This window comes from Sphingobacterium paramultivorum, from assembly GCF_014109745.1.
Classification (GTDB): domain Bacteria; phylum Bacteroidota; class Bacteroidia; order Sphingobacteriales; family Sphingobacteriaceae; genus Sphingobacterium; species Sphingobacterium paramultivorum.
Genome location: NZ_CP058555.1, coordinates 5,311,806 through 5,330,482, shown reverse-complemented (window position 1 = coordinate 5,330,482; position 18,677 = coordinate 5,311,806). Strand labels below are relative to the sequence as shown.

The window sequence follows — 18,677 nt, the reverse complement described above, 5'->3', positions numbered from 1 at the left end:
TTATGCGGTTACTGTTTTATTCATTTCATTAAGATGCCCGTTTTTTTGTAAAATCTCTCGCGCCAAGTTCAAATAGTTGATTGCCCCTTTACAGGACGCATCATGCATGATAACAGAAATTCCAAAGCTTGGAGCTTCGCTCAAACGGGTATTTCGCTGAATAATCGTATCAAAAACTAAATCTGTGAAATGTGTTTTCACTTCCTCGACCACCTGATTTGACAATCTTAAGCGAACATCATACATGGTCAACAAAATTCCTTCGATCTCCAAACTTGTATTTAAACGGTTTTGAACTATTTTAATTGTGTTCAACAACTTACCAAGTCCTTCTAGGGCAAAGTATTCGCACTGTACCGGAATGATGACTGAGTCCGAAGCAGATAGTGCATTGATTGTAATTAAGCCTAAGGAAGGCGAACAATCGATGATAATAAAATCATAATCCTGTTTCACCTGATCCAAGATTTTTTTCATCTTGTACTCCCTTTCGTGCATATTGATCATCTCAATTTCTGCCCCAACCAAATCAATATGAGCCGGTAAAAGATCCAAATTTGGTGTTTCTGTTGACTGAATAGCCTCACGAGGATCCAAATCATTCACTAAACATTCGTATACACTTGCGCTGATTGTACGAGGGTCAAAGCCAATCCCAGAAGTAGAGTTTGCTTGGGGATCTGCATCGACCAACAATGTTTTATATTCTAAAACCGCCAAACTAGCCGCCAAATTAATTGACGTTGTGGTTTTTCCGACCCCACCCTTTTGATTTGCGATTGCAATTACTTTTCCCATCTTGAATGAAAACCTTTCTTAATTAAAATGTCATTTTATTCCACATTTCACTTCTTTGAAGATCAATTTGCCAAATTTTTTATCCGTAATTCAAATTAACAAAACAAATTCAGCATATTTCGTACTTTTGATTGATCGAAAGCACATATCCTCAGGATGCTAAGATACAAAAAATCAAGATATGTATCCACTTTGAAACTGCGCTTTTTATAAGTATCAACAACACAATGATTTTAATAATATCCGGAACAAACCGTCCCAATAGTAAGACGTTAAAAATAGCAAAGTGCTACCAGCAATTACTTGATCGTAAGTCAATTGAAAGTGACATCTTTTCGCTGGAAGATCTGCCAGCAAACATTTTAGAAACAGATCTTTATGGAAAAAGAAGTACAGCATTTGAACCTATCCAAGAAAAGGTCAGTAAAGCGGAACTGTTTATTTTCATCGCACCAGAATACAACGGAAGTATACCAGGAGCGCTCAAGCTTTTTATCGATTGCTGCACTTTTCCGATCAGCTTTTATCACAAGAAAGTTGCATTGGTCGGACTGTCTTCAGGACGCTATGGCAACCTCCGCGGCATCGATCATCTGACTGGCATATGCCACTACTTAAGAATGCACGTGCTTCCCCTCAAGATCTTTCTACCCAATGTTCAGAACGAACTGAATGACGACGGGCAGTTATTCAAAGAAGATACGCTGCAATTCATCAACGAACAGATTGAGGAGATTATCCGGTTTTAATACACTGGCTTGAGTAGCCACGATAACGAATTCACCCTAAAATTAATCCTCCCCGTGAACAGTGAAACAAGGATTGCGTAGCGTGAAATAAGAAAAAAACAAAGGGCATCACAAAACCTGACACGAAAGAAGCCTCCGGCAAACACCGGAGGCTTCTTTAATTTCATAAGCTAATCTAATTCTTAAGACAAGCAATTCTGGATCTAATAGCCGAAGATCTCTTTAAGATCCAGCTTTTTAACCTCGCCCAATTTTGCAAGATCTTCTGGCTTAAGACTTTCTTCCTTCGCTACAATACAGTAAACGTACGGCTTTTGACTCATTTCTTTCTTGTGGAAAGTATTTAGATCGCCATAAGTTAATTTTGGCGCTTGCTCATAGACAACTTTGCGAATATCAGTTGCATTCCCCAAACGTTGTGCCGCCAGATAACTACCTAAAATAGAAGCATTCAACACACGCTCACTGGCAATTGATTTTTCCAGACTTACTTTCGCAATATCCAGCCCCTTAGCACTTTCAGGCAATACATCCAATAGTTCGTTCATGCCTTTAATCGCATCGTTAAACTTATCTGCCTGCGTCCCAATGTAAGCGCCTACTGTATAATGGTTTTCCTTTTTATAAGGTTGTCCATAATAAGCATAAGTTGAATAAGCCAATGCTTTTGATTCACGGATAGTCTGGAAGACAATACTTCCCATTCCGCCACCAAAGTAATTATTAAACAATGAAACAGTCGGTGTCAAAGCACTGTTGTATATTCCTGAACTTCTATACCAAAACACTTCAGCCTGCTTCATATCGAAATTAGCAAAAAGGACCTGGTTCTTGCTTGTTGGCAATTCTGCAAACACGACCGCCTTTTTCGCCTGAACATACTCTCCAGCACCTTGTTTCAAAGGCTTCGCTTTCGCTACAAATTCCGAGGCAGTTAATGGGCCAAAATAAAGCATCGTATGTTTCATATTAGCCAAATCGTGCAATGCCTTCACCAAATCCTCCGCTTTTAAAGCATCCAATTCCGCATCTGTAAACACATTATTAAACGGATTTTTAGCGCCATATTTAGCATAAGATTTTAGACCCTCCATGATAGCGCCCTTGTTTTCTTTCGCATTTGCTCTCGCTTTTTTAAGACGGGCAATATACATTTTGAAAGCCTCCGGATCAGCAACACAATTACGCAATAAATCCTGAATCAAGTTCAATGTAGCCGTAAAGTTGGAATTCAAACCTGAAATCGACACCATGGTTTCCTCATTTCCTGCAGACACCGAAAAATCAGAAGCCAATTGATAAAAATCCTTGCTGAATTGCTCACTAGACTTATCTTTTGTACCCAAAAATTCAAGGTAACCCGCAGCCAATGAAAGTAACTTATTGCTCCATTTTCCACCATCAAAACGATAAGACAGCGAAAACAGTTCATTATCTGAGTTCTTTACAGCAAGTACTGGCAAACCGTTTGCAGTAGCTTTCTGAATATCTTTGTTATAATCTACCCATACCGGCTGGATTTTATCCTCTGGCATTGCTTCAACCCGCTTCAAGAACTCAGACTGGTCGTCGCGATTGACCGTTACAGGAGTAATCTCAGGTTTAACAACTTTAACAACATTACTATCAACACCCTTACGTTTATAAATAACGACGTAATTATTATCATTCAAGTATTTGTTAGCAAAATCCACCACATCTTGCTTGGTGATTTTATTCAATTCATCCGAATATCCCACAACAGACGCCCAATCCTGGCCCGAAGTAAAGGCATCCATCAATGATTCAGCTCGGTCACCATAGCTTTCATTCTGTTTGATTTCGTCTTTCTTCGCATTGTTGACAATGGCTGTAATCAAATCATCCGAGAATTCACCTTTTCTCAATTTCGCCAATTCTTGCAACAGCAGCTGTTGCACCTCTTCCAAGCTCTGTCCCTGACCAGGATTACCCTGCAACAGGAGCAAAGAGTAGTCTTTTAACACATAAGGAAAAGCACCTGCACCTAATAATTTTTGATTCTTCACCAAATCCAGATCAATCAGACCAGCAGAACCATTTGTCAAGATCTGACTCATCAAATTGAGCATACGGGCATCCTTTGTCGCAGCGCCAGGAAAACGGAATCCCATTAACATAAATTCAGCATCCGGACCTTTCACCTCGCGGACAACAGGAGTTAAAATTGGTTTCTCCGCATCAAAAGTATAGGCCGGAACTTCTTTCGCCTGCATAAAAGCAAAAGTCTTATCCACCTTTTTCACCACCTCGGTAGGATCAAAATCCCCCGACATAATAACCCCCATATTATTAGGGACATAATAGGTATGAAAATATTCACGAATCGCTTTCAAAGACGGATTTTTAAGGTGCTCTACAGTACCAATTGTCGTCTGCTTTCCGTAATTATTATTGGGAAATGCTGCTGAAAACATCGACTCCACAGCCTTACGATTATCTTTATCCAAGCTGATATTTTTCTCTTCATACACAGCTTCCAGCTCAGTATGGAACAGACGCAATACCGGATATCTAAATCGTTCTGCCTGTACAGCAAGATACTTATCCATTACATTACTAGGGATTTGCTCCTGATAAACAGTCTGCTCAAATGAAGTGAAAGCATTGGTACCTTCCGCTCCCATTGATGCCATCAATTTATCATACTCATTCGCAATAGCATATTTCGCGGCTTCTCCAGATACTTTATCGATTTCCTTATAGATTGCTTTCCGTTCGGTTTCGTCTGTTGTACCATTGTATTTCTCATAGAGTGCATCAATCTGATCTAACAAAGGTTTCTCCTTTGCCCAGTCTTTAGAGCCAAATTTATCAGTTCCTTTGAACAACATATGCTCCAGGTAATGGGCCAAACCGGTGTGATCTTTCGGATCTGTTTTACTCCCCGCCTTTGTTGCAATGTAAGTTTGAATACGTGGTTCTTTTTTGGTCGGACTCAAAATCACAGTTAAGCCATTTTTTAGCTTGTAAAACCGCGAATGGGTAGGATCGTTGGTTACGTACTTGTAGGTGTACCCCCCCTCAGATGCTTCTTTCCAATCAAATTTGGCGTTTTGGGCAAACAAAGCATACCCTGCTGTTGTTAGTGCAAACGTAACAGCAGTAATTCTAAATAGGTTTTTAATCATATTTCCTTTTTCTTTTCACCTCAAACTTAGATAAATTGCTTTTTATATGCAATACAATTAAAGACATAAACAATAATTATTTACCCATTTGACATCCTGATGGTTAAGTCACCCAATTTCTCCCGCCACTAACCGACAAGATGTGGCTGAAAAATGGCATTTTTTACAACTAGATTTCGCTACTGTTTAAATACTATTGTTACAATGATATATCATTCTTATTTTTGCAAATATTTTAAAAAACGCTAACGTTTTATTTCATGAGATCAAGAATACTTGCTTTTGTGGCCTTGGCACTACTCTCCTTTCGTACCACAGCACAGGTCACACCCCGAATAGAAAATCCGAAGGATACTTTACAAAGCCGTACCCCAGCCAAGACGAGACTTATATTTCAACTTGAACATGAAAGCGGGGGCGAACTCAAATTCAATGAGCCCTCCAAAGAAACCCTTGCAGACTCTTACTATAGCGGACTAAATTTCAGAGTCGGTTTTCAAACACAGTTTCAAGACTCCCTAAAGAGTATTTACAACGAAATATACAACTATCCAATATACGGCATCGGGATCTACAGCAGTACATTTGGCCAGGAACACCTCGGACGACCTTTCGCAGCCTATGGCTTTGTCGCCATTCCCATTAGACCAAAAGTAAATTCGAGATGGAATTTCAACTATCGGATTGCACTCGGTCTCTCTGGCAGATTCAATCCTTATAATGAGGAAGACAATCCTTTCAACCTACTTATCGGCAGCAAAAATAATGTATTTATTGACCTTGGACTTCAGGTCAACTACCGCCTAAATAAAAACTTCCAGGTAGGGGCCGGCGCAGCCTTTCATCACTTCAGCAATGGAGCCCTGGCATTACCGAACACAGGGATAAACCTCGTCCCCTTGAGCCTATCTGTTTCGTATACACCAACAAACAAACCTTTTGATTATAGAAAAACAAGTATTCCACAGATGGAGAAAACAGAGGAACTCCATTTCAACTATGCCTTTGGCTTCAAACAGATTGATCGCGAACACGACGGCCAATATTTTAAATCTACGTTAGGTGCATACTACAGCAAGCATTTCGGCTACAAATGGCGACTTGGCGCTGGGTTTGATGCATTTTATTCAGCCAGCGGAAACGACGAAAAGGTTGCCGGCGACAAAGCCGGGAAATTCTCCGCCTTATTTTCTTACGGCCCAGCATTCTACATTGATCATGTGTTAAATTCACGTCTATACATCAACGGAAATGTTGGAGCCTATCTTCATCGCAACGAATTCAATGGCGAGAGCATGCCTGTGTATTTAAGAGTAGGTGTACGTTATAAAGTTTACAAAGATTTCTTTGCCGGTGTTTCCATTAAAGCCCATGGCGGTAAAGCTGATTTTATTGAATGGACAACAGGTTACGGAATTAAACTAGGTAAGAAACGGAAATAGTAAGAAAATAAACATGAGAGATTCCCGAGACAGATTGAATACCGGATCGGGGGCTTTCAAATTTCCCAGCGAGTTCAATACATAAAAAAAGCGTTCATGAAGAACGCTTTTTTTATCGTGGGGATTACTGGGTTCGAACCAGTGACCCCTACCTTGTCGAGGTAGTGCTCTAAACCAGCTGAGCTAAACCCCCTAACGAAAAAAAAGCACCATTTGATGATGCTTTTGTGGAGGCTACAGGATTCGAACCTGTGACCCTCTGCTTGTAAGGCAGATGCTCTGAACCAGCTGAGCTAAGCCTCCGTTTTGGATTGGTGGAGAATACTGGATTCGAACCAGTGACCCTCTGCTTGTAAGGCAGATGCTCTGAACCAGCTGAGCTAATTCTCCGACTTTGTATGGTGGAGGCTACAGGATTCGAACCTGTGACCCTCTGCTTGTAAGGCAGATGCTCTGAACCAGCTGAGCTAAGCCTCCATACTTTTTTAAAGAACGCCGTTCCCTAATTGCGTGTGCAAATATAGCTTAAAAATTCTATTCTCAAAATTATTTTACAAGATTTTATGCCTTAAACATCACAACAAGCTAAGAAACACCGAAATAATTTTTAATCATAGAACTTCCAAGAAATACCAAATCTAAAATTAGCACTATTCATCGGATAACGTCTGACGGTATAGTAACCATGCGGATAGAAGTTCTGATTTAAAAAATTATAACTCAAAAACATATTTACCCGTTGTATATTCGCTGTAACCCATAGATCCATGATTGGATACGTCGAAAACTCAATCTGTTTGTAAGCATTGTAAAACTGTCCTGTCCCAATCGAATAATTCGGATTGGCATAGGGTGTATTGAACTTTGCGTCCAGACCGATACTATAATCAATAACTTTATAAAACAGGTTACTGTAATACAAACTATGCCAGGTATACAACTCCGGGACAGCCAATACATCCTTTTGATCTGTCTTCTGATAGACCACAAGATTATCGAAGGTAAAATGGTTTAATTTAAATTTTTGTCCAACGGTTACCTTTAACAAATTAGCTTTATCCAATTGTGCCGGAACAATCCATTTATCTTTCTTCGGATCGTTCTGTGGATTGGACAACTCTTCGAAATAGGTATAATTGTTCATCAGAAAATACTCAACCTTGCCATGGAAACCAAGCATCGGATTGGCATATTGAAACCCCAGATTCTGAATTTTAGTCTTTTTAAGATCTAAATCATTCCATTTTCCGTAGGTATAATTCAAATTTTCGAAAACCATCTCCGGGGATTTGTTCTGTGAATAAGCTGAAAACGTCACCTTTCCGATTTTATCCCCCATAGCGATATCCGCTTTAGCTTCATACAAGAAGTCCCCAAAGTTGTGGCCAAATACGATTTGATTCGCTTTTAAACTAAAATCAAGACGATCTGAAAACTTATATCCCAATTCACCTTTCGCGATTCCATTTTGATAAAAACGATTAAATGTTGTGCTATCCGGCAATTTCTTCAGTGGCTGAGGATAGGCTGAAGTATTGTTATAATACCGCATGGAGTCCAACTGATTCTGCTCCACCCAGTTCATGTCGTGCTGAAAAGCCAAATTCAACTTTACCTCATTCTTAAAGACCGACTTCCCTCTGAGAAAAAAGTTATATTCAAATTCATTTGAAACATTCGTGATCAGCGTCTTATCATTGTTTAGCGCCAACGCCCTATTATTGTATGGTAAAGCTGCATTTTGGTCATCCATGTTCTTGAAGAAGCTGTAAGTCTGTCTTCGGAGGCGGGTATTATGTGCCATGCTATTCGTTGGACGGATCTCCATCGTAGGCTTACCTTTATCAATTGTATCCAATCGCCCCAAATAAAGTGACTGTCTCAGGAAAAATGAATTATCCCACCACTTAGACCGAGGTATATTTGTATTACTCGCATCATAGAATTTTGGTATAAATCGGTCCGGCGATTGTCTATTTCCAGGCGCAAATGGAAGATCTTCCGTAATAGAACCATTCTCCATGGCATCCAAACGATTAAATACCCCATTGATCAACAAATTATACCGATTATTTTTCGATTCATACCAAGAAGCAACTGAAGCCTTTAAATCTGAATAACTCTGTCCAAGGTAAAATCCATCCGTTTTGGTAGAATGGAAATCGACATTCATATTCCATTGGGAATTTATATTCTGGGCCACCCGAGCTCTAAAAACCTGGTCATTAAAAAAGAATCCTACCGCAGACAATTCGGAGTACCTCGCCCGGGCCCTAAAATATTGGACCGAATCGGGGTTCAATAAATAACGTTCCAACGCTGTAAAACCAGACTGAAAGCCAATGGTCTTTTTAGGCTGGAACAATAGATCCCGTGTGGCAAGGCCATAGGCCCCAAGGTTCACACTGGGATTCCATGGTAAATTCTGCGGATTATAATACTGATAGTTATGATGTGATGTATCAATCTGCCGTGTATAAGTAGCTTTTTTTAACATATCCAATGTCGCATATCGGATATACTTTGCAGACAGGATAACGGAATCCTTCTTTCCATCCTCCTTGGCTCTAGCCGAATCCAATGCACTGCTCCAATCTTCTTTGCTCTGCGCAATGACATCCACGGAATAAATAAATAAAACACACCATGCGGCAAGTATGCGTACGATCAACTTCATCTAAAATTATATAAAAACCAAAAAAGCTAAATTCACCTGAATGAACCAATTACCCTTCACACCACACAAATCCAGCAACCTTCTCCTTCAACGGTGACACATAAAGATGTAATTTATTGCAAAGCTATTAATTCTTTCAAAATTAATGTCATTTTAGGTTCCGCTTTCTCCGCAACAGTGACAATTTCCTGCAACGACACAGGTTTAAGTTGTTCATGAAAGCCCTCATCCGTAACAACAGAAATGGCAAATACCGGAAGAGCCATATGATTGGCGACAATAACCTCCGGAACGGTACTCATACCGACCACATCGCCACCGATCAGGCGCATATAACGATATTCAGCTTTTGTTTCCAAATTTGGACCTGCGGAAGAAACATAAACAACTTTTCGCGCAGCAATAGCATGTTTGGCTGCAATTTCAAGAGCCTGCTCGATCATCTTTCGGTTATAAGGCTCGCTCATATCCGGAAATCGTGGTCCAAACTCCGCCAAATTTTGTCCGCGAAGCGGATTATCCGGCAATAAATTGATATGATCTTCAATAATTCCAAGGTCACCTTTTTTCACATCAGGATTAAGGGATCCCGCAGCGTTGGAAACAAACAATTTCTGTACCCCCAAAACCTTCATGATCCGGATCGGAAATGTAATCTGCTGCATATCATAACCTTCATAATAATGCAACCTTCCCTGCATAGCGACCACATTGCGTCCACTCAGCTTTCCAAAAATAAGCTTACCAGAATGAAATTCAACAGTTGAAATAGGGAAATTAGGTATATTGGAATACATCAGCTGATACTCGACTTCAATTTCATCAACCAACTTACCTAAACCAGTACCTAGGATGATACCGAATTCTGGAGCAAAATCTCCAATTTTTCTACGGATAAATTCCGTAGTCTCATTTATGCTATGATACATACGTACAGAAAAACTAAGTATATCAAACTTAACTTAATTTTTCTGTACGTACAAATCAAAATCACTACTTGTATTTACATCTTCTCACCAATGGAGAAACTTTTTATAGCTGAAATGCATTAATTGTGGGACAATGCTTTTTCACTTGCTTTACCTGGAGAACTGATCAAAAGCATTACAAACGTGATAAAACCATTTATAATGATCAAATCCAATCCGATAACATACGGTGTATACACCTCAATTACATAGGTTTTAAGCAAAAATAATACGGTAGGCGAAAGCACACAGATATAGGGTACAGCCTTATCCCGCACCGCATATTTTGTGAATATTCCAAAAACGAATAAACCCAACAAAGGCCCATAGGTATAACTCGCCGCAGTAAAGATTGCATTTACGACCGAATCATCATTGATCAGCTTAAAGACCAAAATAACCAACAACATCACAATGGAAAAACCAAAATGGACATAGTTACGCTGTTTGATCAGCGTTGGATCATTGGGATTTTCTTTTTTATTGAAGTTTAAAAAGTCTATGCAGAAAGATGTCGTTAGGGCAGTTAGCGCACTATCTGTCGTTGCAAAAGTAGCGGCCGTCAGCCCCATCATAAAAATGATTGCAGGAACAATTGCCAAGTGGTTTAATGCAATTTCTGGGTACAAATAATCGCGTGTTGCCAGTTGAGTCACATCAATCCCGTTTTTAGCCGCATAGATATACAGCAAAGCACCGACAGCTAAAAAGAAAATATTAATGACCACAAAAACACTTGTAAAAGTGATCATGTTCTTTTGGGCCTCTTTAATGGTCCCCATCGATAAGTTCTTTTGCATCAGATCCTGATCAAGCCCCGTCATTGCAATGGTCACAAAAATCCCTCCCAAGAATTGTTTCCAAAAATTTGCTTTACTGCCTACAAAATCATCCCAGAAAAAGATCTTGGAATAACTACTTTCTTTCACAGCCTCGAAAGTATCCACAATACCAAAATCTAATCCTTTTGCCATAAAATAGATGGAGAGAATTACTGCAGTCACTAAAAAGGTAGTCTGTAGGGTATCCGTTACAATGATTGTCTTTAAACCGCCCTTATTTGTATACATCCAGATTAACACCAAACATATAACGACCGTAATCGCGAAAGGCACATTCCAGGCATCAAAAATAAAATGCTGCAATACGATTGCCACCAAATAAAGACGAAATGCTGAACCTATCGTACGGGAAACCAAAAAAATAGCAGCACCTGTTTTATACGTGGTGTGCCCAAAACGTTCTTCCAAATACGTGTAAATGGAAGTCAAGTTCATTCTATAATAGAGCGGAAGCAATACATAGGCAATAATGACAAAACCAACGGCATTCCCAAGAACAAATTGAAAATAGCTAAATTCAGACGCACCGACTGCGCCGGGAACCGAAATAAAAGTTACGCCGGAGAGCGCGGTACCGATCATCCCAAAGGCGACCATATACCATTTAGAGTTCCGGTTTGCGACAAAAAAAGTAGAGTTATCGGAAGCCCCCTTCGAGGTGAAGTGAGCTACTGCAAGCAGAACTGCAAAATAGATTATTATAAAAGATAATAATATTACTGGTGACATAGTTTGTTTTTAAAATAGGTGATTTTTAGTAGGTTATACTCAATGGGTAGCCTGATAAGCTTCAATTGCCTGTCTTACATTACCAAATTGTTCAAGTAAAGCCGCTGCCTCTTCTTCAAGCGCCCCGGTTTGATCCATAATGATACGTACACCACGACCGACCAGCTTATGGTTTGACAATTGCATATCGACCATCTTATTCCCTTTTACCCTGCCCAATTGGATCATCACTGCGGTACTGAACATATTTAACACAAGTTTCTGTGCTGTACCCGATTTCATCCGAGTAGATCCGGTAACGAATTCTGGCCCAACAATAACTTCAACCGGATACTGCGCTACTTCAGCAATCGGAGACCCCCCATTACAGACAATACATCCCGTCACAAGCCCCTTCTCGTTTGCCGTTTTTAATCCGCCAATAACATAAGGTGTGGTTCCAGAGGCCGCAATACCGATAACAACATCGTTTTCATCAATATCATAGGCTTCCATATCTTTCCAGGCCTGCTCCAAATCGTCTTCTGCAAATTCAACTGCTTTTCTAATTGCAGTATCACCACCAGCAATTAACCCAATGATCCATTCAAATGGAACGCCGTAAGTCGGAGGTAATTCTGACGCATCCAACACGCCCAAACGACCACTTGTACCAGCGCCGATATAAAAAGTTCGACCACCAGCCTTCATTTTCTCCACAGTGACTTTAACCAATGCTTCAATCTGAGGGATAGCCTGCTCTACAGCAAGTGGCACAGATTTATCCTCATTATTGATATTTGTCAATAACTCATGCACAGACATCTTGTCCAAATCCTGATAATTCGAATCTTTCTCCGTTGTATTTACCATTATTAGTATATATTGTATTTCTTTATTTCAATAAATCGGGCACATCCACAAGTTGATACCCTTTCCCCTTTAATATGCTAATGATATCATCCAAATGATGATACAGTTTATCTTTCCGCCGATCATCGGTTCCCATGTGAATCAATATCAGAAATCCATTGAGCCCATATCGAGTTTCATAAGACCAGAGATTGTCGAGAATCGCTGTCGACGATAAATAACGAGCCCCCATTTCAGGATAGGTATAGTCAGCTGCAGTCCGTATTCCTGGTGTATAATTAACCGAATTTAGACCAACTGCTTTTGCCCAATCGACTGTTTCACTATTATACCATTCATAAGAAGGAATATAATAGGACAGCTGCTCTCTTTGAACGCCCACACGTTCCAGTGCTTTCAGATTTGCCCTTAGATCAGCGACAAAAGAGTCACGCTTCACCAAAAGCACATCCCTACTCCCCCAGTCACTCACCAGAAGATGTTTATCCGAGTGCCCCGAAATCCAATGGCCATCGCTTAACATCTGACGGACATACACCTCAAAATCTGGAGTTCTGAGATAATCACCTGTCAGGAAAAAAGAGCCTTTAACGCCATTACGTTTTAGACTTGCTAATACCTCAGCTGTACCCTCAGATAAATCATGACCTGTAAACACCAGAGCCACCTGCCGCTTTGTCGAGTCGCCCCGGACAATAGCACCGAAAACATCCCGTGTTACTTTTTTCCGGTCGGCTCCTCCATTGCCTTACCCTCCTTTGAAGCCAGCAGATAAATCAACGAAGCGGTACCATCCATTGTCGGCTCATTCGTACTATAATCTCCGTAGTCGTCATGATAGACCGCCAAATCACTTTGAAACTCCGCATAGCTATCCGGATTATTCAACTTGATACCGATCAGATTGCGATACGTGGATGCCATAATGGGCCCATCAACCAAACCGCCATCGATCGGATGCTTTCCAAGAAAGGTAAACGCCGAATGCGGATCAACAGGTGTATCGCCCCCAGATGGAAGACCATATACCATACTCGTGCCCCAAGGGTTCGTCCCAAATAACCAGTCAAAATTTGCTTGGGCTAGCTCATCAAAATGCGCATCTCCCGTCAATTCTTTATACCAGAGACATTGGATCGCAAAGGATACCGTTAAGTTGTTGCTACACCAGATAAAGGGGACTCCGCGAAAAAAAGCATTTTTTTCGGCTCTCCGATTGACTTCCTCAATCCCCTGTTTATAATAAGAAACAATCTCCTCGCGATCTTGTCCTTTTAATCCTTTTGCCAACTCATAATGCCCAAGATTGATAAAAGGGTACCACTGATAATGTGCAGCAGTATCGCTTACCATCCAAGGTGTAATCTTTTCTTGCCGGGCGTAGCCTAAGGCTTCTCGTGCAAACTTTTCTTTTTTTGTCACCGAAAACCCCATTGCAGCGGCCAACTGCATATCGTCCACCCAATTATCTTCGGCATAAATATAAGGCGATTTCACAGAAACTGTCTGTGTCACGCCTGGTTTTATATTGGCATAAGCATAGGCCGTTTCCGATTTCTTTGAAAGCAGCTTTGCATATTTCCCATCCTCTTTGTCAAACAACATTGCCCCCAGGCGAAAAGCACTACTAAATTTACCAGCAGTAGAACTTGTCCCCGTCGTATTATTCATAAACTTACCACGCTGTTGTGGTTCGCCATCGATAAAATACACCGGTCTTTCAAATCCACGACCATAATAGGGATCTTCCTTTGGCATCCGCATGCTTGCATGATCCCGGTCATCACCAATCTGATTGTACATTTGATTGGCTTTAGGATGCATTTTCAACAACCAATCCAAGCCCCATTTTGCTTCATCCAGTACATCGGCACGACCGTTTTTTCCATCAAGACCATTTGCTTGCTTTAGATCACCAAATACCTTTGGAAAATCGCGGTAAGCCGCTAACAGATGAAATGTCGCATTTGCCGACGTTGTCGCATATTGCAAATAATCAGAAGCATCATGCCAACCTCCACCCGCATCGATATGGGAGCTATCGGGAATTCCAACCTTTCCTGCATAAAGCGCAAATCCATCATGTGTATGGCAGCTATCTTTCAGAAAAGGGTTAAACAATGTCCGTTGTTGCCGCATATAACGCAGTACAAAATCTGCCGCTCCTTTGTAAACGTCCCGAGCAATTCGAAATGTTGGAGACTTCACATCACCAGCCTGAACAAAAAAGCGTCCTGTATCCTGTATAGAAGAGAAATCAAAACGAAAGCTTTGAACAAAAGGACCATAAGCCCCATAATCTTTTCCGACGGGATGCACATAGACTGTTTTACCCGTTTCTGCGTTTTTAATTTCAAAAGAACGAAGCTGCCTGATTGATTTCCCGCCCCATACCGCGACCTTCTTGCCCGCCGGAGTATAGCCCAATTGGTTTATTCTAATCCAAGCATTTTGCTGTGCTTTCGCAAAGTTACAAACAAAACATGCAAAAACAAGCAAAAAAGCTTGACGTAAATTTAAGAAGTTTAGACATTTTTTTATCATATCAAGGCATTTATTTTCAAAAAGATCAATTCAATCGATTGCTTAAAACTGTAATGAAACTATTTTGCCATCCATCGCACTCGCTATCACTGTATTCCTGCCATTTAGCGCTACAGGATTAACCATTCCATTGGATATTTTATATTGCCATATTACCGCGCCTGTTTTTGCGTCAACCCCGGATAGCAAACCCGAATGACTCGGCACAAATACCAATTTGCCATTGGAGGTAATTGCAGAAGGTGTCAATTCGTAGGGCAATTTAAGCTTGGACTTCCAGGCAACAGCCATACGATCACCAGCAACTGAAATACCCAAAAGATCCCCATCCATCGTCTTCACATAAACCAGTTTATGATCTGCTGCCAACCCCATAGACTCGCGCACCCGAATGGTATCTTTCTTTTCCCGCCAAATGACCGCCCCCGTTTTCGCATCCAGTGCTGTCATAAAACGATCCGGTGCAACTACAAAAACACGATTATTTACCCCCACTGGATTACATGCCGCCGCTGAAAACATCCGATTAGCCTGTCCATTATTCCATTCCCACGACAACTTACCTGTATTGACATTCAAAGCATAGAATCCATTACTCCAGGAGCCAAAAATTACATTCCCCAAATAATACGTTGGCAGGGTCGATACAAATCCTTTGACCTGATCAAAGCTCCATTTTACAGCCCCCGTCTTGATGTCCAGTGCCCTAAACTTACCATCCGAACCACCGATAAAAGCCACGCCATTATGTAGCAGAGGCGAACCCAAAACCGCCTTTTCAGTCTGCACCTTCCACAACAACTTGCCATTACGGGCATCTACCGCATAAATTGCATGATCCGATGATCCCGCCACGACAATCCCTTTCCACACAGCCGGAGTAGAATAAACTTTACCACCTGTACGAAATGCCCATAGCTTTTTGCCAGTTTTTAAATCAAGCGCAAAGATATCGCCCGCGGTATTTGATGTAATCACGCTATTTTTGTAAACAGCTAGTCCCGCCCCAATATCACTAGCATCTTCGAAAGTCCAATTGACTTTAACCTGATCTGCATATTTGGTATTCACAGCATAATTTGGTCTCGGATAGCTTACCGTTTCATTTTCATAATGATGATTAAATAGAGGGACAACAACCCAAGATTTCTCCTGCATCCCTACACCGGGATTACGCTCCTGATAACTCGCTTTACCATCGGCGATAGTCACAATATTATAACCGCCAACCGCTTTATTCGCACGCAGGTTGGAACGCCCCATTACTCCTGGAATTCCTTCCCAATCGTATAATTTATTGGCATGGCCATGTCCGCAAAGCGCCAATTGAACATTCCGCGTTTTGACCCTTTTTAAGGCGTCAAACCAGTTGTTTAACGATGAATCCTGTGGATAATGATTAATATAGATCAATGGCAGCTGATTATCAGGATTCGCTGCAAAAATGGAATCCATCCAAACCAGGTTTTCACGAGGAATCTGGCCAGGACTCATACGCATATTTGGCCCTGAATTGGTTCCAATGAATGCGTAACCTTTATGCTTAAAGAAAAAGGTCTCACCACCAAAAACGGTACGAAATGTATTGGCTCCATTTTCAGACCAATTTCCATCGTGATTTCCCGGAATCACATACCAAGGCAGCTGCAAACTATCTAAGATGCGCTTTGCAAGCTTTAACTCATGATCAGCACCAAACTCAGTGATATCTCCGGAGAGTATAACAAAATCAATATCTTTCAATGTATTCAGGTCCTTTACAGTACGTCGCAAATCCTCCTCTCCTGTTGCACCACCGACATGCGTGTCTGTTACGTGGGCAAATTTGAAGGACTGCTGCGCTATCACAACGTTAAAAACGCAGGATAATGCAATAAAAAAGGTGATAATTGGAAACCTCATGCGTAATGTTTTCTTAAAAATAGCGTTTTTATGCATAATAATAAAATAAAAATGCGTTTTTATGCAAAGTATTTTAGATGTAGATTTAGGTTTGTTTTCGACAGCCTCGGCTATCATGGGCATAAAAAAGCCTTGTCTAAAAACATAGACAAGGCCTCATAATATGTGGATTAAATTACCACCCTTTAGTTTGTGTTAATTTATACCCTCTTTGCTCATAGTCAACAATTTGCGCTTTACCCACTGGAGCTAAATAAAATTTATCATCCACGGCATTTCTATTTGCTGCATTTTGAACCACTATAAAACCAACCATATCAGCAGCATTAGAACCATTATAAGTCACTACGGTTCCATCCGCTTTCCTCACTTTGGTGACGCCAACATAGTTAGATTTTAAGAAATCTGGAGCCTGTTTTGCTACGTCAACCCAAATTCCTGTGAAATAATCCGTACTTTTAGAAAAGTCCATATAACCCAGCTTTTTCCATCTCTTTAAATCCAGCAATCGCGAGTATTCAAACACGAATTCCATCCGGCGCTCACGACGTATTTCCCACATTAGTGGCGTTACATCTGCGTCTCTAGCTGGATCATTGGCAATTGAACCAATCTGTAACGGCGCAGTCTTTGTCACTCCTTTAGCTATAGCAGCTTCGTCAAGCGGCCTATTTCTTACTGCATTGATTGACTTATCAAGATCTGTTTGTGTAACAGCTCCACCACCAAAGTTCTCGGCTAAAATTTGCTTTGCTTCAATCCAGTTTAACACAACTTCTCCATAACGAATAACAGGAGCGTCTGATGTATTGGTATTTGAATTCCACTTAGAATAATCAGGATTTGCACTTGTTATCTTATAGCCATTACGAGCGACATACTTTGTTCCATAGACAAATGTTGAAGCCTTGGAGTTCAAATCCGTATCAAAGGAAGCCTCAAAACGCGGGTCACGAGAGGTCGCCAACTTACTCAACGAAAAATCAGCCGCACTGGCAAGTGATGATGAAGAATAAGGCTTACCATCAATACAGATAAATTCCTTGATCAATTTTAAATTTGGAGCTGTAGCCTGTGCCTCAATGCCATTTTGATAAGATCCGATTGCATGCAGCACACTAACGGATGCATCGTATTTACGATACATAATCACTTCTTTGTTGGTAGCTAAATCCTGGGAAGAAAACAAACTTTTGAAATCAGCAGTAAATGAATACTTCCCTGAACTCATAACAACCTCCGCTGCACTTTGAGCAAGCTCCAAATATTTCTTTGCTCTTACCTGATCAAGACCGTGGTATTTCTGCCAAGAACCTTCAAACAACATCAAACGTGATATAAAAGACGCTGCAATATACTTATTCAACACATTTGCACCATCATCGGCTTTCATATTCTGCAATACATATACAAAGTCATCGTACACATGATCCATCACGACACCACGATTATCACGATCTTTATATTGCGTATCAAAATCAGAAGCAGATACTTCAGATTCAAAATATGGAACATCCCCGAAAACAGAGACCAACCTAGAATACTCAAAAGCTTTAAAGAATTTCGCAACAGCAGTCCAGTGATTATATTGAGCTGTGGTTAAGTTCGGCTTAGCAATAGTCTCTATTCTATTCAAGAAAATATTGGATTTGCGAACCCACGAATAATTCCATGTGGGACCTGCATACGTATCAAGCCATGCCGCAACTTCAGATGTGGATGAACGCGTATCAGGTATAGCATTTTCAAAATTAGCTTGTTGACCACTAAAAGTCAAATCGTCTGAAAAAGTATACCCCCTTACTGGCGTATAATCCGTCGTAAAGGAACTATTGTAGCCGTTGAAATATTGCGTATAAAAACCGTTCGCAAATAACCTTAGGTCATTTTCATCCCTCCAATAAAGCCCCGAACCATCTGTAATCTGATCCAAAGACGGGCGATCTAACAAGCTGTTACAGCTTGATAACACCATTGAGGAACCTAATAATATATATAAGAATTTTGTTTTAATTTTCATGATAA

Annotated in this window: 12 protein-coding genes and 4 tRNA genes; 2 read left to right on the top strand and 14 right to left on the bottom strand. The window is 40.7% G+C overall.

The window, feature by feature from the left end:
- Positions 1-798, bottom strand: a complete 798-nt coding sequence (locus tag HS960_RS22220) for a ParA family protein (RefSeq protein WP_070561294.1) — start codon at positions 796-798, stop codon at positions 1-3.
- Positions 799-1,025: 227 nt separating this feature from the next.
- On the opposite strand from HS960_RS22220, the gene HS960_RS22215 reads away from it, so the two are divergent.
- Positions 1,026-1,547 (top strand): NADPH-dependent FMN reductase, encoded by a 522-nt coding sequence (locus HS960_RS22215; protein ID WP_159727449.1) that lies wholly within the window; start codon positions 1,026-1,028, stop codon positions 1,545-1,547.
- 203 nt (positions 1,548-1,750) lie between these two features.
- On the opposite strand, the gene HS960_RS22210 is transcribed toward HS960_RS22215, so the two are convergent.
- Positions 1,751-4,696, bottom strand: coding sequence for a M16 family metallopeptidase (locus tag HS960_RS22210; protein WP_153844368.1), 2,946 nt, complete (start codon positions 4,694-4,696; stop codon positions 1,751-1,753).
- A 260-nt stretch (positions 4,697-4,956) separates the two neighbouring features.
- Between HS960_RS22210 and HS960_RS22205 the strand changes: the two genes are divergently transcribed.
- Positions 4,957-6,138, top strand: a complete 1,182-nt coding sequence (locus HS960_RS22205; protein ID WP_159727452.1) for an acyloxyacyl hydrolase — start codon at positions 4,957-4,959, stop codon at positions 6,136-6,138.
- Between the two features lie 118 nt (positions 6,139-6,256).
- Here the strand turns inward: HS960_RS22205 and HS960_RS22200 are convergent.
- The 12 genes from HS960_RS22200 to HS960_RS22150 form a co-directional block, all read right to left on the bottom strand.
- Positions 6,257-6,331 (bottom strand) — tRNA-Val (locus HS960_RS22200).
- A gap of 35 nt (positions 6,332-6,366) precedes the next feature.
- Positions 6,367-6,441 (bottom strand) — tRNA-Val (locus HS960_RS22195).
- 9 nt (positions 6,442-6,450) lie between these two features.
- Positions 6,451-6,528, bottom strand: a tRNA-Val gene (locus tag HS960_RS22190).
- A gap of 9 nt (positions 6,529-6,537) precedes the next feature.
- A tRNA-Val gene (locus HS960_RS22185) sits at positions 6,538-6,615 on the bottom strand.
- A 130-nt stretch (positions 6,616-6,745) separates the two neighbouring features.
- Positions 6,746-8,815, bottom strand: coding sequence for a putative porin (locus HS960_RS22180; RefSeq protein WP_182330647.1), 2,070 nt, complete (start codon positions 8,813-8,815; stop codon positions 6,746-6,748).
- Positions 8,816-8,928: 113 nt separating this feature from the next.
- On the bottom strand, positions 8,929-9,744 hold the full coding sequence (locus HS960_RS22175; RefSeq protein ID WP_075994483.1) for a purine-nucleoside phosphorylase: 816 nt from the start codon (positions 9,742-9,744) through the stop codon (positions 8,929-8,931).
- 119 nt (positions 9,745-9,863) lie between these two features.
- The gene (locus tag HS960_RS22170) at positions 9,864-11,354 is read right to left on the bottom strand and encodes a sodium:solute symporter (protein WP_159727456.1); all 1,491 of its coding nucleotides are present in this window, start codon (positions 11,352-11,354) and stop codon (positions 9,864-9,866) included.
- Between the two features lie 39 nt (positions 11,355-11,393).
- Complete coding sequence (murQ, locus tag HS960_RS22165; protein ID WP_145329004.1) at positions 11,394-12,206, bottom strand: N-acetylmuramic acid 6-phosphate etherase; 813 nt, start codon at positions 12,204-12,206, stop codon at positions 11,394-11,396.
- A gap of 22 nt (positions 12,207-12,228) precedes the next feature.
- The gene (locus HS960_RS26955) at positions 12,229-12,864 is read right to left on the bottom strand and encodes a polysaccharide deacetylase family protein (RefSeq protein WP_262889711.1); all 636 of its coding nucleotides are present in this window, start codon (positions 12,862-12,864) and stop codon (positions 12,229-12,231) included.
- 59 nt (positions 12,865-12,923) lie between these two features.
- Positions 12,924-14,750: a glycoside hydrolase family 9 protein gene (locus tag HS960_RS22160; RefSeq protein WP_227550066.1), complete on the bottom strand. Its 1,827-nt coding sequence runs from the start codon at positions 14,748-14,750 to the stop codon at positions 12,924-12,926.
- A 42-nt stretch (positions 14,751-14,792) separates the two neighbouring features.
- On the bottom strand, positions 14,793-16,652 hold the full coding sequence (locus HS960_RS22155; RefSeq protein WP_182330646.1) for an outer membrane protein assembly factor BamB family protein: 1,860 nt from the start codon (positions 16,650-16,652) through the stop codon (positions 14,793-14,795).
- A gap of 175 nt (positions 16,653-16,827) precedes the next feature.
- Positions 16,828-18,672 (bottom strand): RagB/SusD family nutrient uptake outer membrane protein, encoded by a 1,845-nt coding sequence (locus HS960_RS22150; RefSeq protein WP_153844374.1) that lies wholly within the window; start codon positions 18,670-18,672, stop codon positions 16,828-16,830.
- Positions 18,673-18,677 lie beyond the last annotated feature (5 nt).